Source organism: Pseudomonas sp. CHM02 (genome assembly GCF_000612585.1).
Classification (GTDB): domain Bacteria; phylum Pseudomonadota; class Gammaproteobacteria; order Pseudomonadales; family Pseudomonadaceae; genus Aquipseudomonas.
This window is the reverse complement of sequence record NZ_JFCA01000072.1, coordinates 1-26,753: the sequence shown is the minus strand read 5'-3', so window position 1 is coordinate 26,753 and position 26,753 is coordinate 1. Positions and strand designations below refer to the sequence as shown.

Genomic DNA, 26,753 nt, shown 5'->3' with positions numbered 1-26,753 from the left:
CAGCCCCAATAATGCCACCGCATTTTTTGCAGGAAAAACCGGGAGCCTGATTTTAGGGCCGCTGCGCGCCCCAGCGCGGGCAAGCCCGCTCACCATAATGGTGTTCGCGTCCTACCCAAATCCACCAATACCACTATCGCCGGGTTTTGCCTTTCTGCCACACCAGGGACGCATTGCCTGCCTAGCATGGCCTTCATCCGTTCGATGAGGTGCCTTGCATGAACACAGCCCTGACCCAACCCGGCGCGCCCATGAAGGTGCGCGGTATCCAGAAACGCTTTGGCGCCTTTACCGCGCTGGATAACGTCTCCCTGGACGTCGAGGCCGGCGAGCTGGTGTGCCTGCTGGGCCCGTCCGGCTGCGGCAAGACCACCTTGCTGCGCTGCATCGCTGGCCTGGAGCGCCAGGACAGCGGCGAACTTTACCTGGGCAACCGCGATGTCTCCCTATTGCCGCCGCAGGCACGGGACTACGGCATTCTGTTCCAGTCCTACGCGCTGTTTCCCAACCTCACCGTCGAAGCGAACATCGGCTACGGCCTCACCGGCAGCGGGCGGGACGAAGTGCGCAAGCGCGTCGGTCAGATGCTGGAATTGGTCGGCCTGGTGGGCAGCGAAAAGAAATACCCCGGCCAACTCTCGGGTGGCCAGCAGCAACGGGTTGCCCTGGCCCGTGCCCTGGCCCCGGCACCTTCATTGTTGCTGCTGGATGAGCCGATGTCGGCCCTCGACGCCCGCGTGCGCGAGCACCTGTGCACCGAGCTGCGCCAGCTGCAACGACGCCTGGGCATCACCACCCTGATGGTCACCCACAATCAGGACGAAGCCATGTTGATGGCCGACCGCATTGCCGTGATGAACAACGGCAAGGTCGAGCAATATGCCACGCCCCAGGAGATCTACGACCGCCCGGCCACGCCGTTCGTGGCGGAGTTTGTCGGCCAGGGCAACTGGCTGCCGTTCAGCCGCAACAGTGCCAGCCACGCCCAGGTCGGCGGGATGAACATGCGCCTGGCCGACGATGCCGGCGCGGCCAGGTCCGGGCGCCTGTTCTGCCGCCCGGAAGCCATCAGCGTCAACCCGCCGGTGCATGAAGAGAACCTGTTTCCGGCCAAGGTCCGCGAGGTCACCTTTCTCGGCAACCGCTGCCGCATGAGCTTTGAGCTGGAGCATCTGCCCGGCCATCCGCTGCTGGCCGAACTGGCTCCGGAAGCCTTGCCACGCCTGGGTGCCCAGGATATCTGGGTGGCCTTGCCACCGCGCAGCCTGCAGGTGTTTGCCTGAGATGGCTGCGGTGATGACACTGCCGCGCCAGGCCACCCGCGCTGAAACCGGCGATCGCATGTTTGTGCTCGGTGGCAAGCTGTTGTGGCTGTTGCTGTTGAGCATCGCCGTGCTGCTGCCATTGCTGGCGATCTTCTGGCGTGGTTTCAGCACCGAAGCCGGGCAGGGCGGTGGCCTGGTGGCTGCACGGGAACTGGTCACGAGCGCCAACTTCCACTGGTTGTTGGGCAATAGCCTGAAGGTCTCTCTCAGCGTGGCGGCCATTGTCGTACCGCTTGCCTACCTCTTTGCCTATGCCCTGCAACGCACCTTGATCCCCGGCAAGGCGATCTGGCGCGGCATGTCCTTGCTGCCGCTGATGGCGCCGTCGATGCTGCCGGGCATTGCGCTGGTGTATCTGTTCGGCAACCAGGGCCTGCTGCGCGGGCTGCTCTCGGAGAACATCTACGGCTTCTGGGGCATTGTGCTGGGGGAGGTGATCTACACCTTCCCACATGCCTTGATGATTTTGCTGTCGGCGCTGTCCCTGGCGGATGCGCGCCTGTTCGATGCAGCCGCCAGCATGGGCGCGAGTCCGGCCAGGGCATTTCGCAGCATCACTTGGCCGGCCACGCGCCAGGCGGTGTTCGCCGCGTTTTGCCTGGTGTTTACCCTTACCATCACCGACTTCGGCGTGCCCGTGGTGGTCGGCGGCGATTATCAGGTGCTGGCGCTTGAGGCCTACAAAGCGGTGGTTGGCCAGCAACAGTTCGGTCGCGGCGCGCTGATCGGCATGGTGTTGCTGCTGCCGGCGCTGTTCAGCTTCGGTGTCGATGCGTGGCTGCGTCGTCGTCATGGCGACTCAATGAGCGGGCGCGCCCAGGTCTTCCAGCCAGCGCCATCGCGCACCAGGGACGCCTGCTACCTGGCCATCGTGCTGCTGATCTGCGCAGTGTTGCTGCTGGTGTTCGGCATGGCGGTGTATTCCTCGCTGGTGAAATTCTGGCCGTACAACCTGTCGCTGTCGCTCAACCACTACCAGTTCGAAGACACCGCCGGCGGCGGCTGGCTGGCCTATCGCAACAGCCTGACCCTGGCGTTGTGCACGGCGTTGATCGGCAGCGTGCTGATCTTCACCGGGGCCTACCTGATGGAGAAGACCCGTGGGCAGAAAGGCCTGAACCTGGCGCTGCGCCTGCTCAGTTTTGTGCCGATGGCGGTGCCTGGGTTGGTGCTGGGCCTGGGCTATGTGTTCTTTTTCAACCTCAACGGCAACCCGCTGCATGTGTTCTACGGCACCATGACCCTGCTGGTGGTGTGCACCATTGCGCACTATCTGACCACCGCACAGATGACCGCCACCACCGCACTGCGCCAACTCGACGCCGAATTCGAAGCTGCCGCGCTGTCGCTCAAGGCACCGTTGTACCGCCATTACCTGAAAGTGACGGTGCCGATCTGCCTGCCGGCGCTGCTGGACATCGTGCGCTACCTGTTTGTGTCGGCGATGACCACCGTGTCCGCCGCGATCTTTCTCTACAGCCCCGACACCATCCTCGCCGCCGTTGCCGTGTTGAACATGGACGACGCCGGCAACGTGGGCGGTGCGGCGGCCATGTCGACCCTGATCCTGTTCACCTCAGGCAGCGTCTCGCTGTTGCTGGCGTGGGCCTCACGTGGCGCGCTGCGCCGTTCCCAAGCCTGGCGCCAGACCGCGCCTGGCCAATAAAACATCCTTGAAGGAGGTGCTCCATGTTCAAGCCCCTGGCGCTGGTCGCTGCCGTACTCACCGCATTCAGCCTGAATGCCTTCGCCAAGACCGAGTTGACCGTGTACACGGCCCTCGAAGCCGAGCAGTTGAAGACCTACAAAAAGGCCTTCGAGCAGGCCAACCCGGATATCGAGATCAAATGGGTGCGCGACTCCACCGGCATCATCACCGCCAAGCTGCTGGCCGAGAAAGACCGCCCGCAGGCCGACGCGGTCTGGGGCCTGGCCGCGTCCAGCCTGGCGATTCTTGATCAGCAAGGCATGCTGGACAGCTACGCGCCGAAGGACCTGGACAAGATCGGCAAAAACTACCGCGACGCCGCCAACCCACCGGCCTGGGTCGGCATGGATGTGTGGGCCGCAACCATCTGCTTCAACACCGTCGAAGCCGAGAAGCAGGGCCTGACCAAGCCGGTGAGCTGGCAGGACCTGACCAAGCCTGAGTACAAGGGCAAGATCGTCATGCCCAACCCTGCCTCGTCCGGCACCGGTTTCCTGGACGTCAGCGCCTGGTTGCAGACCTACGGCGAGAAGCAAGGCTGGCAGTACATGGACGACCTGCACCAGAACATCGGCCAGTACGTTCACTCCGGCTCCAAGCCGTGCAAGCTCGCGGCTTCGGGTGAATTCCCGATCGGGATTTCCTTCGAATACCCGGCCGTGCAGTTGAAACGCCAGGGCGCGCCGCTGGACATTATCCTGCCGAAAGAAGGCCTGGGCTGGGACATCGAAGCCACGGCGGTGATCAAGGGCAGTGCCCACGCTGACGCTGCGAAAAAACTGGCCGACTTCTCCGCCAGCCCTGCTGCCATGGACCTGTACAAGGACAACTTTGCCGTTCTCGCCCAGCCCGGCATTGCCAAGCCGCAGACCGAATTGCCGGCCGACTATGAACAGCGCTTGATCAAGAACGACTTCGCCTGGGCGTCGAAGAACCGCGACAGCATCCTGGCCGAGTGGCGCAAGCGTTATGACGGCAAGTCGGAGAAGGTGGCTCAGTAATCAGAGACCGCTATCGCCGGCAAGCCGGCTCCAGGGTTTACGCGATCCAATGTAGGAGCCGGCTTGCCGGCGATAGCGCCCGTACCTCCAGGACATCATTTCATGACACACCACAGCGATCTGCTGATCATCGGCGCCGGCATCCTCGGCCTGTCCCATGCCTATGCCGCCGCCAGACGCGGCCTCAAGGTCAAGGTGTTCGAGCGCAGCGCCACGCCACTGGGCGCCTCGGTGCGCAACTTTGGCCAGGCGCTGGTCACCGGGCAACCGCCGGGGCCGATGCTCGACCTGGCGCGGGAAAGCCGCGCTATCTGGGGGCAATGGGCCGAACGGGCGGGGCTGCAGCTCAAGCGCAACGGGTCCTATTTGTTCGCCCGTACCGAAGCGGAAGAGCATTTGCTGGAGGCCTTCTGCGCCGGCCGCGCCGCAGAGCACGGCTACAACGTCGAACTGCTGCAAGGCGCAGCCATGAAGGATCTGTACGGTGGCCAGTTCCGTCATCACCGCGCGGCATTGCATGGCAGGGACGATCAGCAGTTGTATTCGCGTGAAGCGATCCCGGCGCTGATCCACTACCTGGCGCAAGAGCTGAACGTGGAGTTCTACTTCTCCACGCTGGTGCGAGACGTGGAGCCGGGGCAGTTGCACAGTGCGGCAGGCAGTTTTCGCGGCGAGCAGATCATCGTGTGTTCCGGTCACGACTATCAGACCCTGCTGGCCGAAGCGATCGCCGAGCTCAACCCGAGTATTTGTCGCCTGCAAATGTTGCGTGCCCGGCCAACCGTGAACCTGAACTTGCAACACGCGTTGCTCACCGGCTTGAGTTGCGTGCACTACGGCGCGTTCGCCGACTTGCCGGAAGCCGCGCCGGTGCAGGCGCAAATCCTGCGTGAAACCCCTTACTTGCATGAGCACGGGATTCACCTGCTGATCAGCCCGACGCCCCATGGTGAACTGATCATCGGCGACTCCCATGACTACGGCAGCGATGCATCGCCGTTCAATGCCGAGCAGATCGACGACTGGATGATCGAACTGGCCGAGCAGACCCTGGGCTGCAGGATCCAGGTGGTGGAGCGCTGGCAGGGCGTGTATGGCTCGCGCGGGCCGGGCCCGTTCTCCTTCGTGCGGGCTGCTCCAGGGGTGAGTGCGGCGTTGATGCACACCGGTGTGGGCATGAGCGTGGGGCCGGCGATGGCCGAGCGAAATATCACAACACTGTGGGGAGCGGCGTGATGAACCCGGAACAGGCGATTGCCGAGGTCTTCGGCTTATACGAAAAACATGGCACGGCGGATTACATCGGCGAGCCGGTGTCGCAGATCGAGCACATGTCCCAGGCTGCGCAGTTGGCCATGGCCGAAGGCTTTGACGACGAAGTGGTGCTGGCGGCGTTTTTCCACGATATCGGCCACCTTTGCGGCCAGGGTGGCGAGAACATGGGCGGGTATGGCGTGGTCAGCCATGAGCGGCTGGGGGCGGATTACCTGCGCCGCGCGGGCTTCAGCGAGCGCATGGCCAAGCTGGTGGAATATCACGTGCAAGCCAAGCGTTACCTGACCTTCAGCCAGCCGGACTACTACGCCCGCCTCAGCGAAGCCAGCCGCCGCACCCTGGCTTATCAGGGCGGGGTGATGAGCGCCGAAGAAGCCCAGGCGTTCGAACAGGACCCGCTCTGCGCCGTGAGTTTGCGCATGCGTCATTGGGACGAACAGGCTAAGGAAATGCATGTGCCGGTGCTTGACCTGCAGACTCTCAAGGTGAAGGCCGAACGGCTACTGACCGTGTAGATACACCGCACGGCAAACGCCGATTCGCCGTCTGTAGTGGGCTTATCCATGTCCTTAAAGTGAGTGCTTCTTACCAAAGGAGCACTCTCATGCGTTATCTGAAGGCGATCGCTCAAGACCGCAGTGGCAACGGCGTAGCCGATACGATCCTGCTGCATTTTTATGAACGCAGTTCCAGGCAGCCTGATGACCTGATACACGAAGCCGTTGCTGTTGACATGAATGCCGATGGCGTCACGGACTTTCAGTTCGCTGGAGATATCAACGGTGATGGCATTGGCAATATCGCCGACAAATTGTTGCTCAGGGCGTTTGCCGAGACGTTTCTCAAGTTGTGCTGGTTCAACCAGGGGGAAAGCTCACAGCGCGTCCTGGTGCTGGCCGCTACTCAATACACCTCTGAAGGTGTGCCTGGTGCGGTCGAATTGGGCTTTTTCGACCGACTCAGCCCTGTTCGAAAACCTACCCTCATATTTCGGGCATCAGGCCATGACGGCGATGGTAACGGCGTGCTGGAGTCATTTACGCAGACCGATGTGAACAACGACGGTATCGCAAACAACGCCGACAAGGCGCTGATTCGGTCGATGTGCAACAGCTTCCTGGCATTCAAGTGGTATGACCAGGCTGGCGCCAGCGTCAGTGAGCGCAAACCCGTCAGTGGGCCAATGCGCTACTTGAAAGTGACGGCCCAGGACATGAGCGGCAATGGTCAGGCGGATACGGTCATCCTGCACTTTTATCAGCAGCGGGCCGGCTGTCCTGATGAATTGGTCCACGAGATCTTTGCGGTGGATATGAGTGCCGATGGCAACGTCGATCTTCAATGGGCGGACGACCTTAACCCGGTCACACGGCCACGCATGTTGGAAAAGCACCAAGTGGACACCTTTGCCGACAGCTTTTTGAAGTTGAACTGGTTCAATAAGCGCAGTCATTGGCAACGCACGCTGACCCTGTACGTCGAACACTTCGGGAAAACGGGGCGCCCTAACGCCATCAAGCTGGACTTCCATGAACGCACAGCATCGGAATTCAAGGGATCGCTGGTTTATAAGGCCGCTGCCTATGACGGCGACAGCGACGGCGTGCTGGAATCGTTTACCAACAGTGATGTCGACCGCAACGGTATCGCCGATAACGCTGATAAAGCGCTGATTCGAACGTTATGCACCACGTTTCTGGCATTTGAGTGGTACGCGTTGTAACCGCGTTACGCTTCGTCAAGCCGGGTGGCCAATGCTTCGACCTGTTCCTGGCGCTCGGCCTGGCTGAGCCTGGCGTGGGGGTTGAGCGACGACCATTGTGGATGGGCGCGGGCCTTGTGCAGGGCGTCGGGCAACTTGCCTTCGCGCCAAGTCTTGTCCTGCGGCGTGTCGACCTTGATGCTGTGCATCGCCGCATGGCCGCGCAGGTTCAGGGCCTTGAGCAATTGGCGTTGGCGCAGGGCGAGCAGGCGCAGCACGCTGTCGTCGACGGTCAGCTCCCGCTGGCCCTTGATCTTGCCCAGCAGGCGGCTGCCATAGCTGCGTGCGGTTTGCAGCGCGCCACCGGCAATCGCACCCGCGATGGCGGCGGCGCCGAGCGTCAGGCCGCCGACCAACAGATCCACGCCGGCACCCGCCGCTGCGCCGGCGGCGATCCCGCCACCGACGCGCACGCCGAGTTGCTTGAGGGTTTCCGGGTTGAACAGGTCATCGCCCCAACGGCCGTCGAGCAAAGGCAAGTCGCTCGCGGCGGCATCCTGCGGGCGGAAGCCGAACAACTTGAGCAAGGCTTCCACGCATTTTTGTTCGCGTTGGCGCACGGCTTTGCGCAAATCACCGATGGCTTGCTGCTCATCCTCGGTGACCACGCTGCGGCGGCAGGCGGCGCAGTCGATCAGCAGCTCGGCAATCAACTGCGCCGCGCTTTGCTGGCGAGCCTGGCGTTGGGCTTGCTGGTCGAGAATCAACCGCTCCAACTGCGGTCGCGCGTTTTCCAGCAGCAAGGCGAGGCTTTCATACAAGCGCCGTTCGCCGTCTTCCGGCGGCGCCACGCTGTCGAAGCGCACCAGCGCATGCAGGCCAAGACGGGCCAGGGCTTCGCGCCAGTCCGGCTCGCGGTGGTCGCTGCTGCTGACGAAGTTGAGCACCGGCAGCAACGGTTTGCCGCAACTGGCCAGCACTTGCAGCTCGTCGCGGTACTTGGCCAGCACCGGTTCGCGGGCGTCGATCACATACAGGCCGGCGTCCGAGGCCAGCAGTTGGCGCAGCACCTTGGCTTCCTGTTCGAAGCGCTGGCGGGCTTCGCTGCCTTCCAGGAAGCGCGCCAGGCGTGCCGGGCCGTCAAGGCGTTCACCGGGGCGATCCAGGCGCTCCAGGTAGTCGAGCAGGGCGATGGCGTCTTCCAGGCCGGGAGTGTCATACAGCTCCAGCAAGGCTTCGCCCTCCACCGACAGCCGCGCACCTTCGACATGCCGCGTGGTGCTGGGGCGATGGGACACTTCGCCGAAGCCCACGTCACGGGTGAGGGTGCGCAGCAGCGAGGTCTTGCCAACGTTGGTGTGGCCGACCACGGCAAGTTTCAGGGGCTTAGTCATGACCGGTCTCCAGCCAGTTCAACGGCGCGCAGTCGGCGAACGGCAGTTCAAGCTGTTGCAGCGCGGCATGCCAGTCGCCCAGGCGCTCGGCGTCCAGGGCCTGGCCGGGCGGCGCTTGCAGCAGCCACACGCGGGTGGCGGTGGCGCTGCGCGCCAGTTCGGCGATCAGCGCCAGGCTGCCACGGTCGGGCGAGCGGCGCGGGTCGCAGGCGATGGCCAGGCGCGCGGGCGGAAAACGTGTCAGTTGTTCCAGCAGTTTGTGGCGCGATTCACGGCTGTCGAGGATGCCGGCGTTCTTCACGCTGGCCGGCAATCTGGGCGGCCAGGCGTGCTGGTCGTCCAGCTCGATGGCTACCAGCAGGGCGCCGTCGCTTTCCAGTTCACTGACGCCGCCGCTGACGTGGTGCAGTTGTTCGGGTGCAGCGTCGTTGACGCCAAGGCGCTCGCTGCTCGGCATCAGGCGCTCGCGCAACTGGCTGTACCCGGGCAGGTTGAGGTCCAGGCGCAGGGCGGCGCGGCCACGTTTCCAGCGCCACAGGCACAGCAGGGCGAGGAGCAGGCGCGGCAGCAGGCCGTAGACCAGCAGTACGCCGACCAGCCAGGCGGCCCAGGCTTGGCGGGCACTTTCGATGTTCAGGGCGGAATCGCCGCTGGCGCGGATCATCTCGACGGTCGGCACGTTGAAGCCCAGCAGGGCGGGTAGAGTGCCGAGGGCCTGGGTGACGGCCACAAAGGTATCGGCGCCGAGAATGGTGGTTTCCCACACAAAGCCGTAGCGGCGGGTGGCGAGCAGTGTCAGCAGAATCACCAAGGCACTGAACAGCGCCAGCAGCCACAGGCTGTTGACCAGCACACCCACCGCCCAGCGATTGAGTTTTTGCCGTTGCAGCAGCAGTAATAGCGCGGGTGCCAGTTGGGCGGCCTTGGCGTCGCGGGCGAGCTTTTCACTGAGCCACAGCCACAGTCGGCCGAGGCTGGCGCTGTGCTCGCCGGCAAACAGCAGGCCCAGGCCCCAACTGATCAGCAGAATCAGGTTCAAGCCGAGCAGGCTGCCCAAGGCCCAGAACACATTCACCGGCGTCAGGCCGTTACCCAGCGCAGCAAAGGCCAGGCCGGCGCCGCTGATCACGGCGACGAGGGCCAGCAGCACCAACGCCAGACGCGCGCCCTGCAGCCAGCGGTTGAGGGCCGCCGTGAGCCCGTCGCGCTCGGCCAAGTGCAGGGCGCGCTGCTGGATGCGCGTCGGCAGGTCGCCGCCGGCCGTGCGGGCCAGGCGGTTGGCTTCGAGGTCTTCCAAGTTGCCGGCGTGTTCTTCGCGCAGGCGCACGGTTTCTGTCAGCCAGAGTGTGTGCAGCGGGTTCAGTGCAGTCACGCGCCATCCTGTCGTATCAGTGAGCCTGGAGCATAACCGCTGGGTCGTGGCTCTGGTATTCTCGTCGCCATGAAAAAAACTCTCCCTTTAAGCCTGATCGCAGCCCTCGGTGAAAACCGTGTGATCGGCGTCGACAACAGCATGCCCTGGCATTTGCCGGGGGATTTCAAATATTTCAAGGCCACCACCCTGGGCAAGCCGATCATCATGGGACGCAAGACCTGGGACTCCCTGGGCCGACCGCTGCCGGGACGCTTGAACCTTGTGGTTAGCCGTCAGACCGATCTGGCGCTGGAAGGTGCGGAAGTTTTTCCGTCACTGGATGCGGCGGTAGCGCGCGCCGAGGAATGGGCCAAGGCGCAAGGCGTGGACGAGCTGATGTTGATTGGTGGCGCGCAGTTGTATGCGCAGGGGCTGGAGCAGGCGGATCGCCTGTATCTGACGCGGGTAGCGTTGAGTCCGGAGGGGGATGCTTGGTTTCCGGAGTTTGATGCGGGCCAGTGGAAGCTGGTGTCGAACCTGGAGAACCCAGCTGAAGGCGACAAGCCAGCTTACAACTTCGAAGTCTGGGAAAAAGCCTAAGAGCTTCGCGAGCAAGCCCGCTCCCACATTTGACCGATTTCTAACATGAGAATGCGGTCAAATGTAGGAGCGGGCTTGCTCGCGAATGCGGTCCATCAGGCCTGCACTAACTCAGCATGCTCATCGGCATTCAACAACGCTTTATCCGTCTGCCCCATGACCTGGCTGGTGATCGCACCGGCCGTCATCGATCCATTGACGTTCAGCGCCGTGCGGCCCATGTCGATCAGCGGCTCCACGGAAATCAGCAGTGCCACCAGTGACACCGGCAAGCCCATGGCCGGCAGCACGATCAGCGCGGCGAAGGTCGCACCGCCGCCCACGCCCGCCACACCGGCCGAACTCAGGGTCACAATCGCCACCAGGGTCGCGATCCACAGTGGGTCCAGCGGGTTGATGCCCACGGTCGGCGCGACCATCACCGCCAACATTGCAGGGTAAAGACCGGCGCAGCCGTTCTGGCCGATGGTCGCACCAAACGAAGCGGCGAAGCCGGCGATGGATTGCGGGACGCCCAGGCGACGGGTCTGCGCTTCAATGCTCAGCGGGATCGCCGCCGCGCTGGAGCGGCTGGTAAAGGCAAAGGTCAGCACTGGCCATACCTTGCGGAAGAAGCGCAGCGGGTTGATCCCGGCCAGGGACAGCAGCAGGCCGTGCACCACAAACATCAGGCCCAGGGCCAGGTACGAGACCACGACAAAACTGCCGAGCTTGATGATGTCCTGCAGGTTGGAACCGGCGACCACTTTGGTCATCAGCGCCAATACGCCATAGGGGGTCAGCTTCATCACCAGGCGCACCAGGCGCATCACCCAGGCTTGCAGGGTGTCGATGGCGTTGAGCACTTTCTGGCCTTTTTCCACGTCATCCTTGAGCAGTTGCAGCGCGGCAACCCCCAGGAAAGCGGCGAAAATCACCACGCTGATGATCGAGGTCGGCTTGGCCCGGGCCAGGTCGGCAAACGGGTTGGCCGGCACGAACGACAGCAGCAGTTGCGGGATATTCAGGTCGGCGACCTTACCGGCGTAATCACTCTGGATCACTTGCAGGCGCGCCATTTCCTGGGTACCGGCCACCAGGCCTTCGGCGGTGAGGCCGAACAGGTTGGTCAGGGCGATACCGATCAGCGCCGCAATCGCGGTGGTGAACAGCAGCGTGCCGATGGTCAGGAAGCTGATCTTGCCCAGGGACGAGGCATTGTGCAGGCGTGCCACGGCGCTGAGGATCGAGGCGAACACCAGCGGGATCACGATCATTTGCAGCAGTTGCACGTAACCGTTGCCGACCAGGTCGAACCAGCCGATGGAGGCTTTGAGCACCGGGTTGCCGTCACCGTAGATCGTGTGCAGAACGGTACCGAACACCACGCCAAGTACGAGGGCAACCAGTACCTTCTTGGCGAGGCTCCAGTTTGTGTGACGGGTTTGTGCCAGGCCCAGCAGCAGGGCCACGAACACCAGTAAGTTGAGAGTCAGGGGCAGATTCATTGAAGCTCCGTTGAGAAGGCAGCCAATCGCGTGAGCCTGCGATTGCGAACCGGAAAGCCTAACAGCTTGAAATATATTGATTTAATACCGATATGGAATGGTGACTGTCGTTTTTGGAATAAGCATCTGGCGCAGATGCACATGCCTTTGGCGCGATCACGACGCAAGCGGTCGTGCTCGGGCGGAAACTGTCACAGGGATTTGTTAGCGTCGATGTTTTTAACTCAGGGAGAAAACGCATATGAAGCTCGCTTCGAGATTGTTTGCCGCCGCGCTGTGTCTGGGCCTTGCCGGACAAACCATGGCCGCCACCGAGTTGAAACACTGGCCGGCTCCCGCCGCCGAGCAACTGAACAAAATGATCGCCGCCAATGCCAACAAGGGTAATTACGCGGTGTTCGACATGGACAACACCAGCTACCGCTACGACCTCGAAGAATCCCTGTTGCCCTACATGGAAAACAAGGGCCTGATCACCCGCGACAGCCTTGATCCGTCGCTCAAGCTTATGCCGTTCAAAGACACCGCCGACCATAAGGAAAGTCTGTTCAGTTACTACTATCGCCTCTGCGAAGTGGACGACATGGTCTGCTACCCGTGGGTTGCCCAGGTGTTCTCCGGTTTCACCCTCAAGGAGCTCAAGGTGCAGGTCGATGAGCTGATGGCCTCCGGCAAGCCCGTGCCCGTCAGCTATTTCGAAGGCGACGTGGTGAAGCAGTCCGAAGTGCAACCGCCGAAAGTCTTCACCGGCCAGGCCGAGCTGTACAACAAATTGATGGAAAACGGCATTGAGGTGTACGTGATGACCGCCGCCTCGGAAGAGCTGGTGCGCATGGTCGCCGCCGATCCGAAGTACGGCTACAACGTCAAGCCCGAGAACGTCATCGGCGTGACCACCTTGCTCAAGGACCGCAAGACCGGCGAGCTGACCAGCGCGCGCAAACAGATCACCGCCGGCAAATATGATGACAAAGCCAACCTCGGCCTGGAACTGACTCCGTACCTGTGGACCCCGGCCACCTGGATGGCGGGCAAGCACGCAGCGATCCTCACTTATATCGACGAGTGGAAAAAACCGGTGATCGTCGGGGGCGACACGCCGACCAGCGATGGCTACATGCTGTTCCACGATGTGGACGTGGCCAAGGGCGGCATCCACCTGTGGATCAACCGCAAGGACAAGTACATGACCCAACTCAACGGCATGATCGCCAAGCACGCGGCGGCGCAAGCCAAGGAAGGGTTGCCGGTGACGGCGGACAAGAACTGGGTGATCGTCAAGCCTGACGAAATCCAGTAGCCCCCACGCAACCTTGGAGCCCGGCTTGCCGGCGATGGCGTCAGTGAGATCAACGCAAGACTCGTCATCGCCGGCAAGCCGGTTCCTACAGCGGTCGGCAAAAATAGATATCAATTGCGAACAAATCTCATCTTCTGCTAGCGTGCGCACTTCCTGAACCCTCCGTTCTTCTCAAGGTAGTGCTGTGTCCTCCTGGAATTCGCAGATCGCGCGCCTGTTCGCGGAGCAGAAGAAAGCCCTTGAAGCCTTCGTCACCCGCCGCACCGGCAGCGCCCAAGTGGCTGCCGACCTGACTCAGGAGTCGTTCCTGCGCCTGGCGCGGCTGGACTCCGGCGAGAAGATCGACAACCTGCCAGCCTTCCTTTTCACCATCGCCAGTAACCTGGTGCGCGATCACCAGCGCCAGGCCATCCGCCGCGAGCGCCTCGATGCTGGCGAACCCAGCGAGGAGCTGCCCTGCAGCAACCCCGGTGCCGACGAACAATTGGCCGCCTACCAGCAGGAACAACTGATGCAGGACGCGATCCTGGCGCTGCCCGAAGCGACTCGGCAGATCTTCCTGCTTTATCATGTCGACGAACTTTCCTACCGCGAGATTGGCGAACGCCTGGTGATCACCCCGCGCAGTGTGGAATATCAATTGCGTCGCGCCTTGATGGAATGCCGCGCCTACATCCAGACGCGGCTAGCCTGCGACACACAGGGACGTCGGTCATGACTGCTATACATACTGCCGATGAGTTGTTCGAGGAGGCGTCCGGCTGGTACTTCCGCCTGCAGGCCGAGGACGTGACCGCGGCCGAAATGGACGCCTTTGCCGCCTGGCTCGGGCAGGGCCAGGCCCAGGATGATGCGTGGCAGGAAGTGCAGGCGATGCTGGGCGGTTTGCGTGAGCCGGCACGCCTGATTCGCCGCGCCGAGCAGGCTGCCTGGCGCAAACCCGCCCGGCGTTGGGCCTATGCCGCCGCGATGCTGCTGGCCGTAGGGCTGACCGTGCAGAACACTCCCTGGCTGGACCGACTGCGTGCGGATTACGCCACCAGCACTGGCGAATCGCGCACCGTCGAGTTGGCGGACGGCTCCCAGCTGCAGCTCAATACCGACAGCGCGATTCAAGTGCGCATGCGTGACGGGGAGCGTCAGATTCGCTTGCTGCGCGGTGAAGGGTTTTTCAGCGTCACCAAGGACCCGGCGCGACCTTTCGTAGTGCAGTCAGGCGATGGCTGGGTGAAGGTGGTCGGCACCCAGTTCAGCGTGGCGCGACGCGACGCGCAGACGCGTGTGCAAGTGGCGCAGGGCAAGGTGCAGGTCAGTGCCGGCAGCGGCGCGCCGGTTTACCTGGAGCCAGGGCGGGCGGTGGAGTATCAGGACCAGCGCCTTGCCGACGTTCACGGTTTCGATCCGGCCAGCGGCTTTGCCTGGCGTCAGCGGCAACTGGTGTTCCGTCAGCAACCGCTGTCGGAAGTGGTCAGCGAGTTGAACCGCTACTGGCCCGGCAAGACGCTGGTGCTGGGCGAGGCGCTGCGTAATCGCGTGGTGTCCGGCGTGTTCGAGATCGACAAACCCGATGCCGTGATCAAGGCACTGGAATACACCCTCAACCTGCGCGCCGAGCACTACACCCCGTATTTACTGGTGTTGCGTGAAGGCAACGCGTCCTGACCGCAACTTTCTCAAAATATTTTCAGGGTTTTCCCACAAGCCATCGTCCTTGATCACTGAGGCGTAAATAGTAAGCACTCTCAAGTAGTGCGGCGCCGATCACAGACTTTTGCACCGGGGAGCACCATCCATGGCACACCGATTCGCCGCACGGCCCTTGCTGGCACTGGCCATTTCCATGGCCTGCGGCACTGCGCCGCTGTATTTGCAGGCCGCCGAGACCACTCAGGCCCAAACCTACCGCTTCGATATTCCAGGACAGAGCCTGGACGGTGCATTGGCGGCGTTTTCGGCGGTGACGCGGGTTCAGGTGTTGGTGAATGGTGAGTTGACCCAAGGGGTGGTGTCGCCGGGGGTGGGTGGCAACCTGGGGCAGCGTGAAGCCTTGGGGCAACTGCTCGGAGGCACGGGGCTGAGTGCGGCATTTATCAACGCAGACACCGTCACCCTGGAAAAGCGCGTGGACACCGGTGGCGCCCTCGAAGTCGGTGCCACCACCATCAGCGCCGAACGCATGGGCGCCACCACCGAAGGCACCGGCTCCTATACCACGGGGGCCGTGACCTTGGGCAAAGGTGAACAGAAACTCAAGGACATCCCGCAATCGGTCAGCGTCATGACCCGCAAGCAGATGGACGACCAGAACACCACCAAGCTGTCCGAAGTGGTCAAGCGCACCCCCGGCCTGACGGCGACCAAATCCCCTGGCCCCGGGATGTTCATCTACTCCCGGGGTTTCGAAGTCGGCACCCTGCAATACGACGGTGTTGGTATTCCGCGTAACACCTACGCGCTGGGCAGTTACCTCACCGAAAACATGGCGATCTACGACCGCGTGGAAACCCTGCGTGGCCCGGCCGCCTTGCTGCAAGGTGCGAACAGCCCTGGCGGCACCATGAACCTGGTGCGCAAGCGCGGGCAACAGGCCCCGACGGTGACGGTCACTGCCAAGGCCGGTTCCTGGGACCACTACGGCACTCAAGTGGACGCGGGTGGCCCGCTCAATGCCGAAGGCACCTTGCGCGGCCGGTTTGTGGCGGACTACGACACGACCGATTCTTTTGTCGATTACGCCGGCGGCTGGAACCAGACAGTCTACGCAGCGGTGGACTACGATTTCACGCCAGACACCACCGTCGGCGTGGGCATCAGCAACCAGAAGGGGCATTCGCGCCCCAACTTCATGTCGTTGCCGCGTTACGCCAACGGCAGCGACATTGGCCTCCCGCGCTCGACCTTCGTCGGTGCCAGCTGGAACCGCAACGTCAATAACCAGACCCAGGTGTTTGCCGATATCGAGCATCGCTTCAACGATGACTGGAAGGTGAAGGCCGCTCTGGTGGCCATGGATGAGCGCAACGACGCGACCTACCAGGCGACGTGGGACACCATCCCCAATCCCGGTGACATCGGTACCGTGCGTTACGTGGACTGGGTCACTGACTTCAACACCAAGAGTCGCGGTGTAGATGTGTATGTCGACGGCAAGTTCGAAGGCCTGGGTTTGCGGCAGGAGATGGTACTGGGCGCCAACTATTCCAAGCTCACCACGGATGATTTCTGGGCGCGCGCGGCCACGCCGGGTGCGGATATCTTCAACATCGACCACAACCGCCCGCAGCGCGACAGGAATCAGCTATTCCAGGCGGGAAATGCGACGAAGAGCTGGTATGACATTCGTCAGAAGGGGATTTATGGCACGTGGCGCGTCCAACTCGTGGACCCGCTGACGTTGATCCTGGGCGCGCGCACCAGTTGGTATGACTATTCCTACACGGACCAGAGCGGTTTCCACGGTGTGTACGACGCCCCTACCCAGAGCACTACGCAAAGCAATGGTCACGTCACGCCGTACACCGGCCTGGTGTATGCGCTCAACGAGCAATGGTCTGCCTACGCCAGCTACACCGATGCCTTCGAGCCACAAACCAACCTGACCACCGCGTTGACCGTGCTCAAGCCCATTGAGGGCCAGAACTACGAGCTGGGCCTGAAGGGCGAACTGGCTGGCGGTCGCCTCAATACCTCGTTTGCGGTGTTCCGCTATGACCAGGAAAATCGTGCGGCCCAAGACCTGCAAGGCGGCAAAGTCTGTGGCGGCTGGTACTGCTCGCTCGCGTCCGGCAAGGTCCGTAGCCAGGGCTTCGAGGCCACCTTGAGCGGTGAAGTGCTGCCTGGCCTGCAACTGGTCTCCAGCTACACCTACAACACCACTAAATTCCTCAAGGACGACACCTACGAAGGCAAGATCTTCAGCACCTGGACGCCCAAGCACCTGCTCAAGGTCTGGGGGGATTACCAGTTGCCGGGCGACTGGAGCACAGTCAGCGTCGGCGCCGGTGTGACGGCGCAAAGCAGCACCGTTGCCTATGACCGCACATTCAGCGTGCCGGGCAATGCACTGTGGGATTCGCGGGTGGCCTACAAGATCAACCAGGAATTCACTGTCGCGGCGAACCTGAACAATATGTTCGACAAGAAGTATTACATCCCGGCGTACAACGCGAACTGGGGCAGTAACTACTATGGCGACCCGCGCAATGTGATGTTCACCATGACCTACACCCCACAATTCTGAGCCATTACGCATAGCCTCATGTGGGAGCGGGCTTGCTCGCGAATGCGCAGTGTCAGTTGACACTTCATTGACTGATCCAACGCATTCGCGAGCAAGCCCGCTCCCACATTTTTGATCCTGAGTGCCCTGAAGGTTTTCACCAGACAAAAAAATGCCCCGCACCTGGCGGGGCATTTTTATGCGCGAGGCTTACAGGCCGTCGAGCATCGCCTTGTTACGCACAGCACCCTTGTCGGCACTGGTGGCCAGCAAGGCATACGCCTTCAACGCGGTCGTCACTTTGCGCGGACGCTTCTCGACCGGCTTCCAGCCTTTCTTGTCCTGCTCGACCCGGCGTGCTGCCAGTTCTTCATCACTGATCAACAGGTTGATCGAGCGGTTCGGAATGTCGATCAGCACCTTGTCGCCATCCTGCACCAGGCCAATCGCGCCACCGGCAGCGGCTTCCGGCGAAGCGTGGCCGATGGACAGGCCCGAGGTGCCGCCGGAGAAACGGCCGTCGGTCAGCAAGGCGCAGGCTTTGCCCAGGCCCTTGGATTTCAGGTAGGACGTCGGGTACAGCATCTCCTGCATGCCCGGGCCGCCTTTCGGGCCTTCATAGCGGATGATCACGATGTCGCCGCCTTTCACTTCGTCGGCGAGGATGCCGCGTACCGCGCTGTCCTGGCTTTCGAAGATCTTCGCGTTGCCTTCGAACACATGGATGGACTCATCCACGCCGGCGGTTTTCACCACGCAGCCATCCAACGCGATGTTGCCGTACAGCACAGCCAGGCCGCCTTCTTTCGAATAGGCGTGCTCGACACTGCGGATGCAGCCGTTTTCACGGTCGTCGTCGAGGGTGTCCCAACGGGTCGACTGGCTGAAGGCGGTCTGGGTCGGGATGCCCGCCGGGCCAGCCTTGAAGAAGGTGTGCACGGCTTCATCGTCAGTCTGGGTGATGTCCCACTTGGCGATGCCTTCGGCGATGGACTTGCTGTGCACGGTCGGCAGGTCGGTGTGCAGCAGGCCGCCACGGGCCAGCGAGCCGAGGATCGAGAAGATCCCGCCGGCGCGGTGCACGTCTTCCATGTGGTACTTCTGGATGTTCGGCGCGACTTTGCACAGCTGTGGCACGTGACGGGACAGGCGGTCGATGTCGCGCAGGTCGAAATCGATCTCGGCTTCCTGGGCCGCGGCCAGCAAGTGCAGGATGGTGTTGGTGGAGCCACCCATGGCGATGTCCAGGGTCATGGCGTTCTCGAACGCCTTGAAGTTGGCGATATTGCGCGGCAACACCGACTCATCGTTCTCGCCGTAGTAGCGCTTGCACAGCTCGACGATGGTACGGCCGGCCTGCAAGAACAGCTGCTCGCGGTCACTGTGGGTGGCCAGGGTGGAACCGTTGCCCGGCAAGGCCAGGCCCAGGGCTTCCACCAGGCAGTTCATCGAGTTGGCGGTGAACATGCCGGAGCACGAGCCGCAGGTTGGGCAAGCGCTGCGCTCGTATTCCGCGACCTTCTCGTCAGAAGCGCTGGAATCGGCGGCGATGACCATGGCGTCCACCAGGTCGAGGCCGTGGGAGGCGAGCTTGGTCTTGCCGGCTTCCATCGGGCCGCCGGAGACGAAGATCACCGGGATGTTCAGGCGCAGGGCGGCCATCAGCATGCCGGGGGTGATCTTGTCGCAGTTGGAGATGCACACGATGGCGTCGGCGCAGTGGGCGTTGACCATGTACTCCACGGAGTCGGCGATGATCTCGCGGCTCGGCAGCGAATACAGCATGCCGTCATGGCCCATGGCGATGCCGTCGTCCACGGCAATGGTGTTGAATTCTTTCGCTACACCGCCGGCGCGTTCGATCTCGCGGGCGACCAGTTGGCCCAGGTCCTTGAGGTGGACGTGGCCGGGTACGAATTGGGTGAACGAGTTGGCAATCGCGATGATCGGCTTCTTGAAGTCGTCATCTTTCATCCCCGTGGCACGCCACAGTGCGCGCGCGCCGGCCATGTTGCGGCCGTGGGTGGATGTTTTCGAGCGGTAATCTGGCATGGAGCACTCCGGGCGGCTAATCGGTATCAAAAGGGAGTGAGCTTCTATTGACGTCTGGAACACCCGAAAAATGGCACTGGTGTCCGGAAGTTGCCGCAAACGCTGCGGGATCGCCGTGCGCATTGGCCTTGAGCTCATAAACCCGCCGGGGGATGACTGGCGATGAATAGGGCCGATTCTACACCGCTGGCGGCTGGAGGGAATGGTTGGGCGTGTATTGGCGGCGTCAACCGACGTCCAATAGTTGCTGGCGACGTGAAATCAATGAATTCAACACGAGAGCCGTTGTACTCAGCAGCAAAAAAGCCAATGCCAGGGTCATTTGCAGGTTAATCGTGCTTATGTTGATCAATGCGCTAATCAATCCACCCAGTATAAAAATTAAAGTGTTCCCAGTCGATGCCGCCGTACCGGCACTTTCCGGGAACACGTCCATGGCTTTAGAGGTCGCGATGGGCCGACAAATGGTCGTGCCAGTCGTGCAGATAATCATTGGCACCAATACCGTCACCGTTGAAAGCTCAAACGCGCGGGACAGAAAAAGCATCAACAGTCCGGAGCAAAAAATCAGGGCCAAACCGAAAATGATCTGAGTCGTGGGCGCCAGCCAATTAGAGAGTACGCGAGCCACAATGCCGCCAGTCACGTAAGCTGCGCCGTAAAGCAGTAAGGTTAGGGAGAACTCATAGGTAGACAGCTTCAGCTGATCCATGAATATGAGCGGTGATATGACAATGAATGAAAAATGACAGGCGAAAGCAATGGCTGCAATTAGCCAATAACCGACGAAACTTCCGCTGCTCAGTACCCGCTGATAAGCGCGGACGATATTTGGGTTCGGGTGTGGCGTTGTAGGATGATCATCCAGAAAAAAGTACGCTTTTAATAAAACGCCAACAGCCAATGTAATAAAAAGAAAAAAGCTGCCAGGCCAATCAAGAAACTGTTGCAGTAGGCTGCCGAGTAGCGGTGATACGGAGATAAAAATTCCGCTGGCCGTAATCATCAGGATGCGTAACCGATCCCTCTCTTTACCTTCAAACATATCCTGAACCAAGGCCTGTGACAGCACGAAACAGCCGCAGCCTATGGCTTGGATCATCCTGAATATCAGAAACCATGTGTATTCGTTCGAGAACACACAACCGGTTGCCCCGATGATTGATACAACCATCCCTCCAATCAACAAGCCCTTACGCCCAAGGGTATCTGAGAGTGGACCGATTAAAAGTTGTGATAGGGAGATGCCGACGGCAAAAAGGCTGATGGAGAACGCAATGTCTGCAGGCTTACTCTGAAAGTGTGCAGCCAGTGCGGGAAAGGATGGGAGTAGGACATCCAGAGGGAAAACACCGAGTAACACCATAGTCATTAATAGAATGACCGCCGATCTACGCTTTTTTTTGCCTTCGATAGATGTAGATGCATCATTCATCTAAAAGTCCCCTATTAGAGAACATCTGTCGGATTTCAGGTTGTTTGAAGCAGTCGGCTCTTTTCAATGCTTGAAGCGTCGAACTAGCACCTGAGCGCGTGCGAAGAATATGAGCCTGTGGGTCCGCCATCGTGATCAGTATTTGCTGAACAGCGGTCTTGCTCAATTGCACGCTACGTAAACTTCGTTCGAGCCATTTTTTATCAGATTCAAAGAAAATAAAAAGAATCTCTAAGAGCTGTCGTGCGGACGAGAGACGTACTTCGTCGCTCATTTGAAACCACAAATAATAAAATACCTCGCTAAAATAACGGCAGTGTCTTGCTTCGTCAGCCAGATGGTCACTGAGCATCTCCTGAACGCTGCATACCAGCGTATTTTGACAAACCTCACGCAGATCTTTAGCAATGATCGTTTCCGATACGAAGCCAATTAGAAACCATGTGAGTGCTCTCTGCTTATCCGGGATTCTGTCGATAAGATGATTGAGCCGCGTTATTCGTCTGTGCGTGGTCGGTCGGTCAGTCATTCCGTAGAAGTCAATAACTTGCTCGGCAAGCTGATTGGAAAATAGCGCATGGTAACCTTCATCAGTATAGAGTTGCAGCGCAGCTGTTTTCATACGCGGCGGTATTGTAAATTCGAGCTCATCATGAATGATTACTTCGACGGAGCGATTAACAATTCGGTGCTCAAGTAGTGTTGTGTAGTGAAGGAAATTGACTAGGTGATTAGCGCAAAGACGTTTAGTGATGGCCGGATCGGCTGAGCTGATTTCCGGATGACTGAGGTAAGGAAGGAGAGCGGGGGGAAACCAATCTTGTGATTCCAGTTGTTTTTCTATGTCTGTAGGCAATTTATAGTGGTGATCACTGGTGCGTACCGATGCGTGAGTATTCCACTCTCCAAGAGTGAAACGGTTTTTCCATATGCCAGGATCGATGAGTGGCTCAATCATACGTTCTACCCTCGGTTGTTCAACAGTAATTTCAGTTCTTTGCACATTACTTGTCCGTCGCTTTTACCGCACCCAACAAAAAATAAGACTTGTTCAGGGTTGTTTTCTTCAATCTTTAACAATGATTCGACCTGATGGTCTGTCAGCGCGCCAGTCAACCAAGTGCTCAGTCCCAGCGCGGTCGCGACTAATTGAAAGGTTTGTGAGATATGACCTGCTTCGACATAGGCCATCCGATAAGCTCGCGAGTGTTCATATTTCCACCACAGTTTGTCGAGTCGGCAAGTGATGAAAAGACCCGCTGGAAGATTGTTGATGAAGTGCTGTCCTGATAGCACATGTCCTAATGACTGATTAATCTGTGGGTTAACGAGGCTCAGCGTGTGCTCCGCTGCGTTGTAAGCGTAGATACCGGGTTGCAAGCCCTCTATATTTTGAGCATACAGAAAACCTTCGCATGCATTTAATCCTCCGCCGGATGGGCTGCTTCTTCGAGCCTCAAGGCCTTGCGCGACGCTTTCATCAATAGTGTTTATTCTTTCTTTTAGATAGCCTAAGCATAGATAAAGGATCGTACTTATGGCCTGTAAAGGTACAGGTTCGCCCGTGAAGGTTCGGCAGGTTTTTCGGGTAAGCAAAACATGTTGAAGTGAGTGCTCTGGCAGTTTAAGTGGCGTTGGTAAGCGAATTAAAGGAGTGTCAACGTGCTTGATGGATGTTCGGGCTAGAGGAGGAGGGGTGGCTAGTGTTTTCGTACAGTGCTCAAGATAGATACTCGCCCATTCAGCAGCGTTTTCGGGTACTAGGCTACAAGGAATGTTCTTGGTGCCAAAATGAAAAATTTTTGATAGTTCATCCCAGCCCCAAATAAGGCGGTCGGGTGCGAGGTTTGTCAATATTCCTGCTGCGAATAATTGAGCGTCTATTGGGTTTGAGTTATCAAAGTTGTATGGGTTGTTTATCAGTTCGGTGAGCCGTATTGAGTAGGCCAGGTTTAACTCAAACTGTTTATGGTTTTTATAGTCCCACACTACCGTGGCCGGTGTTCGGGGAAGAATGAATATATAAGGGGCTATCTGCATTGCCATGCCTTCCAGTTTTTCTGAAAGCGCTGGGTAGCCGGCACTCCCCAGCGTTTCATTTTCTTAACGGGCTTTCGGTGCTACCACGAAAGCTAAGTTGGCAATGTGAGAAGTTTCCAGGCTGATTGTTTTCATTTTTGAATCTCCTTGATATCACCGGCGAAGGTGATATTTAAAATCATAGGGGCTAATTATGGATTTTCAAGAAAAGACTGCGTAAGACTCTTCGAGTTTTTTTGTCGGATTGGTACTACAAAGTGGTGCGGGTTCTTCGTTTGATTTTTAATTGACGGCCATTGAGAGACTGTCGAGCGTGATGATTTTAGGTAATGAAGTTGGGGATTCCATGTGGAGTCCCCATTTCTGATGTCGATCAGCTATTCGGCAACAATCGGCACGTAATGCTCTTGATATACCGCGTCTCGGCAATCGCCGGGTGTACCGGGTGATCCGGGCCCTGGCCGCCGCGTTCCAGCATCTGGATATTGCGATCCAGGTGACGGGCGCTGGTCAGCAGGATGTTTTGCAGGTCGTCTTCCGGCAAGTGCATGGAGCACGATGCACTGACGAGGATGCCGTCCTTGCTGAGCAGGCGCATGGCTTGTTCGTTCAGGCGACGGTAGGCGCCTTCGCCGTTTTTCATGTCTTTTTTGCGTTTGATGAAGGCCGGTGGGTCGGCGACGATCACGTCGAAGCGTTCTTCGCTGGCTTTCAGTTCTTTCAACGCTTCAAAGACGTCGCCTTCGATGCAGGTCATCTTCTCCGCGACGCCGTTGAGCGCGGCGTTGCGCTCGACGCCGTCGAGGGCGAAGGCCGAGGCGTCGACGCAGAACACTTCACTGGCGCCGAACGTTGCAGCTTGCACGCCCCAGCCGCCGATGTAGCTGTAGAGGTCCAGCACGCGTTTGCCTTTGGCGTACGGCGCCAGGCGTGCGCGGTTCATGCGGTGGTCGTAGAACCAGCCGGTTTTCTGGCCCTGGATCACCGGGGCTTCGAATTTCACGCCGTTTTCTTCCAGCGCTACCCACTCCGGCACCAGGCCGAACACGGTTTCGACGTAGCGGTTGAGGCCTTCGGCGTCGCGCGCGGCAGAATCGTTCTTGAACAGGATGCCGCTGGGCTTGAGCACTTGGGTGAGGGCGGCGATCACGTCGTCTTTATGGGCTTCCATGGTCGCCGAAGCGATCTGCACCACCAGGATGTCGCCGAAACGGTCGACTACCAGGCCTGGCAGCAGGTCGGAATCGCCGTAGACCAGGCGGTAGAACGGTTTGTCGAACAGGCGGTCGCGCAGGGACAGGGCGACGTTCAGGCGGTGCACCAGCAGCGACTTGTCCAGCGGCAACTTGATGTCGCGCGACAGCAGGCGTGCGCAGATCAGGTTGTTCGGGCTCATGGCCACGATGCCCAGGGTCTTGCCGCCGGCCGCTTCCAGGATGGCCTGGTCGCCCGCCTGGAAGCCGTGGAGCGGGGTGGCGGCCACGTCGATTTCGTTGCTGTAGACCCACAGGTGGCCGTTGCGCAAACGACGATCAGCGTTGGCTTTGAGACGCAGGCTTGGCAGGGACATGACGTCGCTCCGGAAAAAAGAGCGGGAGTATACCTGTTGTGCAGGTATTCATGTGGGAGCGGGCTTGCTCGCGATGCGGGCGACCCGGTGTATCTGACGTACGGTGGTGATGCTATCGCGAGCAAGCCCGCTCCCACAAAAGTCCTCGATAGGGGTTAGAATCGCCCCCTAGCCCAGAGTATGTACTTATGTCCCAAGAACTCTCTTCCGAACAGATCCAACAGGCCCTGCAAGGCATCAGCGTGCCGCCCCAGCCGCAAATCATGGTGGATTTGCAGATGGAACAATACATGCCCGACCCGGACCTGGAGGTGATCGCCCGGTTGATTTCCCAGGACCCGGGCCTGTCCGGTTCGCTGCTGAAGATCGTCAACTCGTCGTATTACGGGCTGAGCAACAAGATTGCCTCGATCCAGCGTGCAGTGAACCTGTTGGGCAGCCGGTCGATCATCAACTTGATCAACGCCCTGTCGATCAAGGGCGAAATGAGCGACGACACCATCGTTACTCTCAACCGCTTCTGGGACACCGCCCAGGATGTGGCCATGACGTGCCTCACCCTCGCCAAGCGCACCGGCACCCAGGCGGTGGACGAAGCCTATGCCCTGGGGTTGTTCCACGATTGTGGCGTGCCGCTGATGCTCAAGCGCTTCCCCAATTACATGACGGTACTGGAAGAGGCCTACGCGAATGCCGGTCCCGATTGCCGCGTGGTGGACACCGAGAACAACGCGTTCAACACCAACCATGCCGTGGTGGGTTATTACACCGCCAAGTCCTGGCGCCTGCCGGAGCATGTGACCGACGCGATCGCCAACCACCACAACGCCCTGGCGATTTTCAGCGATGAGTCGTCGCGCAATTCACAGCTTAAAAACCTGCTGGCGATCTTGAAAATGGCCGAGCACATTTGCTCGTCCTACCGCGTGCTGGGTAATCAAGCGGTGGACCACGAGTGGAATGCCGTTGGCCACCTGGTGCTGGATTACATCGGGCTGTCGGACTACGACTTTGAAAGCATGAAGTTGTCGATCCGCGAACTGGGCGCCCACTGACCCTTCCTTACAAGAGGTACGCATGCCCGAGTTACCAGAAGTCGAAACCACCCGGCGCGGGATTGCGCCGCACCTGGAAGGCCAGCGGGTCAGCCGCGTGGTGGTGCGTGAGCGGCGCCTGCGCTGGCCGATCCCGGAAGACCTCGATGTGCGCCTGTCCGGGCAGCGTATCGTGCTGGTGGAACGGCGGGCCAAGTACCTGTTGATCAATGCCGAAGTAGGCACCTTGATCAGCCATCTGGGCATGTCGGGCAACCTGCGCCTGGTGGAAGTGGGTATGCCGGCGGCCAAGCATGAACATGTGGATATCGAACTCGAATCCGGCATGGCCTTGCGCTACACCGACCCGCGGCGTTTCGGCGCGATGCTCTGGAGCCAGGACCCGCACAACCACGAGCTGCTGATCCGCCTCGGGCCGGAGCCGTTGACCGACCTGTTTGATGGCGAGCGTTTATTCCAACTGTCCCGTGGCAAGTCGATGGCGGTGAAGCCGTTCATCATGGACAACGCGGTGGTGGTGGGCGTGGGTAATATCTACGCGACGGAAGCGCTGTTTGCGGCGGGGACTGATCCGCGTCGGGCCGCTGGCGGCATTTCGCGCGGGCGTTACCTGAAGCTGGCCATTGAGATCAAACGTGTGCTGGCCGCTGCCATCGAGCGGGGCGGTACCACGTTGCGGGATTTTATCGGCGGCGACGGACAGCCGGGGTATTTCCAGCAGGAGCTGTTCGTCTATGGCCGTGGCGGCGAGGCGTGCAAGGTCTGCGGGACCGAGTTGCGCAATGTGGTGCTGGGGCAGCGGGCGAGTGTGTTTTGCCCCAAGTGCCAGAGCTGATTGCAGTGTGATGGCTGCTGATGCCATCGCCGGCGATGAGGCCCTCAGGCCTTACCGGTAATCAACCGGTACTTGGCCATCAACTGCTCTTCCGTCTCCGGATGGGCTTCATCCAGCGGAATGCAATCGACCGGGCACACCTGTTGGCACTGTGGCTCGTCATAGTGGCCGACGCATTGGGTGCACAGGTTGGGATCGATCACGTAGATCTCTTCGCCTTGGGAAATCGCGGCGTTCGGGCACTCGGGTTCGCAGACGTCGCAGTTGATGCAATCGTCGGTGATGATCAGGGACATGGAAACTCCTGCCAGGGCAGTCAGCCAAGGCATCTGAAAACTAATGCGCGCAATTGTGCCGCATTGGCGCCCGCAGTGCGAGCCTGTGGTGAGCGCTTGTCTGTA

Annotated in this window: 22 protein-coding genes; 13 read left to right on the top strand and 9 right to left on the bottom strand. The window is 60.1% G+C overall.

The genetic code is table 11. The features are described from left to right. Positions 1-218 precede the first annotated feature (218 nt). From BM70_RS0129185 to BM70_RS34090, 6 genes are all read left to right on the top strand, one after another. The gene (locus BM70_RS0129185; protein WP_025859298.1) at positions 219-1,283 is read left to right on the top strand and encodes a putative 2-aminoethylphosphonate ABC transporter ATP-binding protein; all 1,065 of its coding nucleotides are present in this window, start codon (positions 219-221) and stop codon (positions 1,281-1,283) included. Between the two features lies 1 nt (position 1,284). Beyond that, entirely contained in the window at positions 1,285-2,991 is a 1,707-nt protein-coding gene (locus BM70_RS0129180) for a putative 2-aminoethylphosphonate ABC transporter permease subunit (protein ID WP_025859297.1), read from the top strand. Positions 2,992-3,014: 23 nt separating this feature from the next. Next, on the top strand, positions 3,015-4,034 hold the full coding sequence (locus tag BM70_RS0129175; RefSeq protein WP_025859296.1) for a putative 2-aminoethylphosphonate ABC transporter substrate-binding protein: 1,020 nt from the start codon (positions 3,015-3,017) through the stop codon (positions 4,032-4,034). Positions 4,035-4,136: 102 nt separating this feature from the next. After that, positions 4,137-5,270 carry a TIGR03364 family FAD-dependent oxidoreductase gene (locus tag BM70_RS0129170; protein WP_025859295.1) on the top strand — a complete coding sequence of 378 codons (1,134 nt, stop codon included), beginning with the start codon at positions 4,137-4,139 and terminating at the stop codon, positions 5,268-5,270. Next, positions 5,270-5,824: a phosphonate degradation HD-domain oxygenase gene (locus BM70_RS0129165; RefSeq protein ID WP_025859294.1), complete on the top strand. Its 555-nt coding sequence runs from the start codon at positions 5,270-5,272 to the stop codon at positions 5,822-5,824. The genes BM70_RS0129170 and BM70_RS0129165 overlap by 1 nt, the downstream gene beginning before the upstream one ends. A gap of 89 nt (positions 5,825-5,913) precedes the next feature. Beyond that, entirely contained in the window at positions 5,914-7,032 is a 1,119-nt protein-coding gene (locus BM70_RS34090; RefSeq protein WP_371262191.1) for a hypothetical protein, read from the top strand. A 5-nt stretch (positions 7,033-7,037) separates the two neighbouring features. Here the strand turns inward: BM70_RS34090 and BM70_RS0129150 are convergent, their stop codons facing one another. Then, entirely contained in the window at positions 7,038-8,405 is a 1,368-nt protein-coding gene (locus tag BM70_RS0129150) for a DUF3482 domain-containing protein (protein ID WP_025859293.1), read from the bottom strand. Beyond that, on the bottom strand, positions 8,398-9,777 hold the full coding sequence (locus BM70_RS0129145) for a DUF2868 domain-containing protein (RefSeq protein ID WP_025859292.1): 1,380 nt from the start codon (positions 9,775-9,777) through the stop codon (positions 8,398-8,400). Before BM70_RS0129145 ends, BM70_RS0129150 begins: the two co-directional genes overlap by 8 nt. 69 nt (positions 9,778-9,846) lie before the next feature. Between BM70_RS0129145 and BM70_RS0129140 the strand changes: the two genes are divergently transcribed. Beyond that, on the top strand, positions 9,847-10,359 hold the full coding sequence (locus BM70_RS0129140; protein WP_025859291.1) for a dihydrofolate reductase: 513 nt from the start codon (positions 9,847-9,849) through the stop codon (positions 10,357-10,359). A 95-nt stretch (positions 10,360-10,454) separates the two neighbouring features. Here BM70_RS0129140 and BM70_RS0129135 read toward each other — a convergent pair whose 3' ends face one another. Beyond that, entirely contained in the window at positions 10,455-11,846 is a 1,392-nt protein-coding gene (locus tag BM70_RS0129135; RefSeq protein WP_025859290.1) for an L-cystine transporter, read from the bottom strand. 241 nt (positions 11,847-12,087) lie between these two features. On the opposite strand from BM70_RS0129135, the gene BM70_RS0129130 reads away from it, so the two are divergent. The 4 genes from BM70_RS0129130 (at position 12,088) to BM70_RS0129115 (ending at position 17,386) form a co-directional block, all read left to right on the top strand. Further along, a complete protein-coding gene (locus BM70_RS0129130; protein WP_025859289.1) occupies positions 12,088-13,146 on the top strand; it encodes a hypothetical protein in 1,059 nt (352 codons plus the stop codon). A gap of 184 nt (positions 13,147-13,330) precedes the next feature. Beyond that, on the top strand, positions 13,331-13,864 hold the full coding sequence (locus BM70_RS0129125; protein WP_025859288.1) for an RNA polymerase sigma factor: 534 nt from the start codon (positions 13,331-13,333) through the stop codon (positions 13,862-13,864). After that, entirely contained in the window at positions 13,861-14,808 is a 948-nt protein-coding gene (locus BM70_RS0129120; RefSeq protein ID WP_025859287.1) for a FecR family protein, read from the top strand. Before BM70_RS0129125 ends, BM70_RS0129120 begins: the two co-directional genes overlap by 4 nt. Before the next feature lie 130 nt (positions 14,809-14,938). Next, on the top strand, positions 14,939-17,386 hold the full coding sequence (locus tag BM70_RS0129115) for a TonB-dependent siderophore receptor (RefSeq protein ID WP_025859286.1): 2,448 nt from the start codon (positions 14,939-14,941) through the stop codon (positions 17,384-17,386). Positions 17,387-17,575: 189 nt separating this feature from the next. Here the strand turns inward: BM70_RS0129115 and ilvD are convergent, their stop codons facing one another. The 5 genes from ilvD to BM70_RS0129095 form a co-directional block, all read right to left on the bottom strand. Beyond that, positions 17,576-19,417, bottom strand: coding sequence for a dihydroxy-acid dehydratase (gene ilvD, locus BM70_RS0129110; RefSeq protein WP_025859285.1), 1,842 nt, complete (start codon positions 19,415-19,417; stop codon positions 17,576-17,578). Positions 19,418-19,643: 226 nt separating this feature from the next. Next, a complete protein-coding gene (locus tag BM70_RS0129105) occupies positions 19,644-20,852 on the bottom strand; it encodes an MFS transporter (RefSeq protein ID WP_025859284.1) in 1,209 nt (402 codons plus the stop codon). After that, positions 20,845-21,810 carry a diiron oxygenase gene (locus BM70_RS0129100; RefSeq protein ID WP_025859283.1) on the bottom strand — a complete coding sequence of 322 codons (966 nt, stop codon included), beginning with the start codon at positions 21,808-21,810 and terminating at the stop codon, positions 20,845-20,847. The genes BM70_RS0129105 and BM70_RS0129100 overlap by 8 nt, the downstream gene beginning before the upstream one ends. A 5-nt stretch (positions 21,811-21,815) precedes the next feature. Next, positions 21,816-22,892: a SagB family peptide dehydrogenase gene (locus tag BM70_RS32840; protein ID WP_081782156.1), complete on the bottom strand. Its 1,077-nt coding sequence runs from the start codon at positions 22,890-22,892 to the stop codon at positions 21,816-21,818. A 373-nt stretch (positions 22,893-23,265) separates the two neighbouring features. Continuing rightward, on the bottom strand, positions 23,266-24,462 hold the full coding sequence (locus BM70_RS0129095; protein WP_025859282.1) for a class I SAM-dependent rRNA methyltransferase: 1,197 nt from the start codon (positions 24,460-24,462) through the stop codon (positions 23,266-23,268). Positions 24,463-24,704: 242 nt separating this feature from the next. Between BM70_RS0129095 and BM70_RS0129090 the strand changes: the two genes are divergently transcribed. Next, positions 24,705-25,517, top strand: coding sequence for an HDOD domain-containing protein (locus tag BM70_RS0129090; RefSeq protein WP_177326605.1), 813 nt, complete (start codon positions 24,705-24,707; stop codon positions 25,515-25,517). Between the two features lie 22 nt (positions 25,518-25,539). After that, on the top strand, positions 25,540-26,352 hold the full coding sequence (mutM, locus tag BM70_RS0129085) for a bifunctional DNA-formamidopyrimidine glycosylase/DNA-(apurinic or apyrimidinic site) lyase (RefSeq protein ID WP_025859280.1): 813 nt from the start codon (positions 25,540-25,542) through the stop codon (positions 26,350-26,352). A gap of 44 nt (positions 26,353-26,396) precedes the next feature. Here mutM and BM70_RS0129080 read toward each other — a convergent pair whose 3' ends face one another. Beyond that, on the bottom strand, positions 26,397-26,648 hold the full coding sequence (locus BM70_RS0129080) for a YfhL family 4Fe-4S dicluster ferredoxin (RefSeq protein WP_017139475.1): 252 nt from the start codon (positions 26,646-26,648) through the stop codon (positions 26,397-26,399). Positions 26,649-26,753: the final 105 nt, after the last annotated feature.

Bases quoted from the DNA above. Each gene is read 5' to 3' on its own strand.
- BM70_RS0129185 (WP_025859298.1), top strand. From the start codon at position 219: ATGAACACAGCCCTGACCCAACCCGGCGCGCCCATGAAGGTGCGCGGT.
- BM70_RS0129180 (WP_025859297.1), top strand. From the start codon at position 1,285: ATGGCTGCGGTGATGACACTGCCGCGCCAGGCCACCCGCGCTGAAACC.
- BM70_RS0129175 (WP_025859296.1), top strand. From the start codon at position 3,015: ATGTTCAAGCCCCTGGCGCTGGTCGCTGCCGTACTCACCGCATTCAGC.
- BM70_RS0129170 (WP_025859295.1), top strand. From the start codon at position 4,137: ATGACACACCACAGCGATCTGCTGATCATCGGCGCCGGCATCCTCGGC.
- BM70_RS0129165 (WP_025859294.1), top strand. From the start codon at position 5,270: ATGAACCCGGAACAGGCGATTGCCGAGGTCTTCGGCTTATACGAAAAA.
- BM70_RS34090 (WP_371262191.1), top strand. From the start codon at position 5,914: ATGCGTTATCTGAAGGCGATCGCTCAAGACCGCAGTGGCAACGGCGTA.
- BM70_RS0129150 (WP_025859293.1), bottom strand. From the start codon at position 8,405: ATGACTAAGCCCCTGAAACTTGCCGTGGTCGGCCACACCAACGTTGGC.
- BM70_RS0129140 (WP_025859291.1), top strand. From the start codon at position 9,847: ATGAAAAAAACTCTCCCTTTAAGCCTGATCGCAGCCCTCGGTGAAAAC.
- BM70_RS0129135 (WP_025859290.1), bottom strand. From the start codon at position 11,846: ATGAATCTGCCCCTGACTCTCAACTTACTGGTGTTCGTGGCCCTGCTG.
- BM70_RS0129130 (WP_025859289.1), top strand. From the start codon at position 12,088: ATGAAGCTCGCTTCGAGATTGTTTGCCGCCGCGCTGTGTCTGGGCCTT.
- BM70_RS0129120 (WP_025859287.1), top strand. From the start codon at position 13,861: ATGACTGCTATACATACTGCCGATGAGTTGTTCGAGGAGGCGTCCGGC.
- BM70_RS0129115 (WP_025859286.1), top strand. From the start codon at position 14,939: ATGGCACACCGATTCGCCGCACGGCCCTTGCTGGCACTGGCCATTTCC.
- ilvD (WP_025859285.1), bottom strand. From the start codon at position 19,417: ATGCCAGATTACCGCTCGAAAACATCCACCCACGGCCGCAACATGGCC.
- BM70_RS0129105 (WP_025859284.1), bottom strand. From the start codon at position 20,852: ATGAATGATGCATCTACATCTATCGAAGGCAAAAAAAAGCGTAGATCG.
- BM70_RS0129100 (WP_025859283.1), bottom strand. From the start codon at position 21,810: ATGATTGAGCCACTCATCGATCCTGGCATATGGAAAAACCGTTTCACT.
- BM70_RS32840 (WP_081782156.1), bottom strand. From the start codon at position 22,892: ATGCAGATAGCCCCTTATATATTCATTCTTCCCCGAACACCGGCCACG.
- BM70_RS0129095 (WP_025859282.1), bottom strand. From the start codon at position 24,462: ATGTCCCTGCCAAGCCTGCGTCTCAAAGCCAACGCTGATCGTCGTTTG.
- mutM (WP_025859280.1), top strand. From the start codon at position 25,540: ATGCCCGAGTTACCAGAAGTCGAAACCACCCGGCGCGGGATTGCGCCG.
- BM70_RS0129080 (WP_017139475.1), bottom strand. From the start codon at position 26,648: ATGTCCCTGATCATCACCGACGATTGCATCAACTGCGACGTCTGCGAA.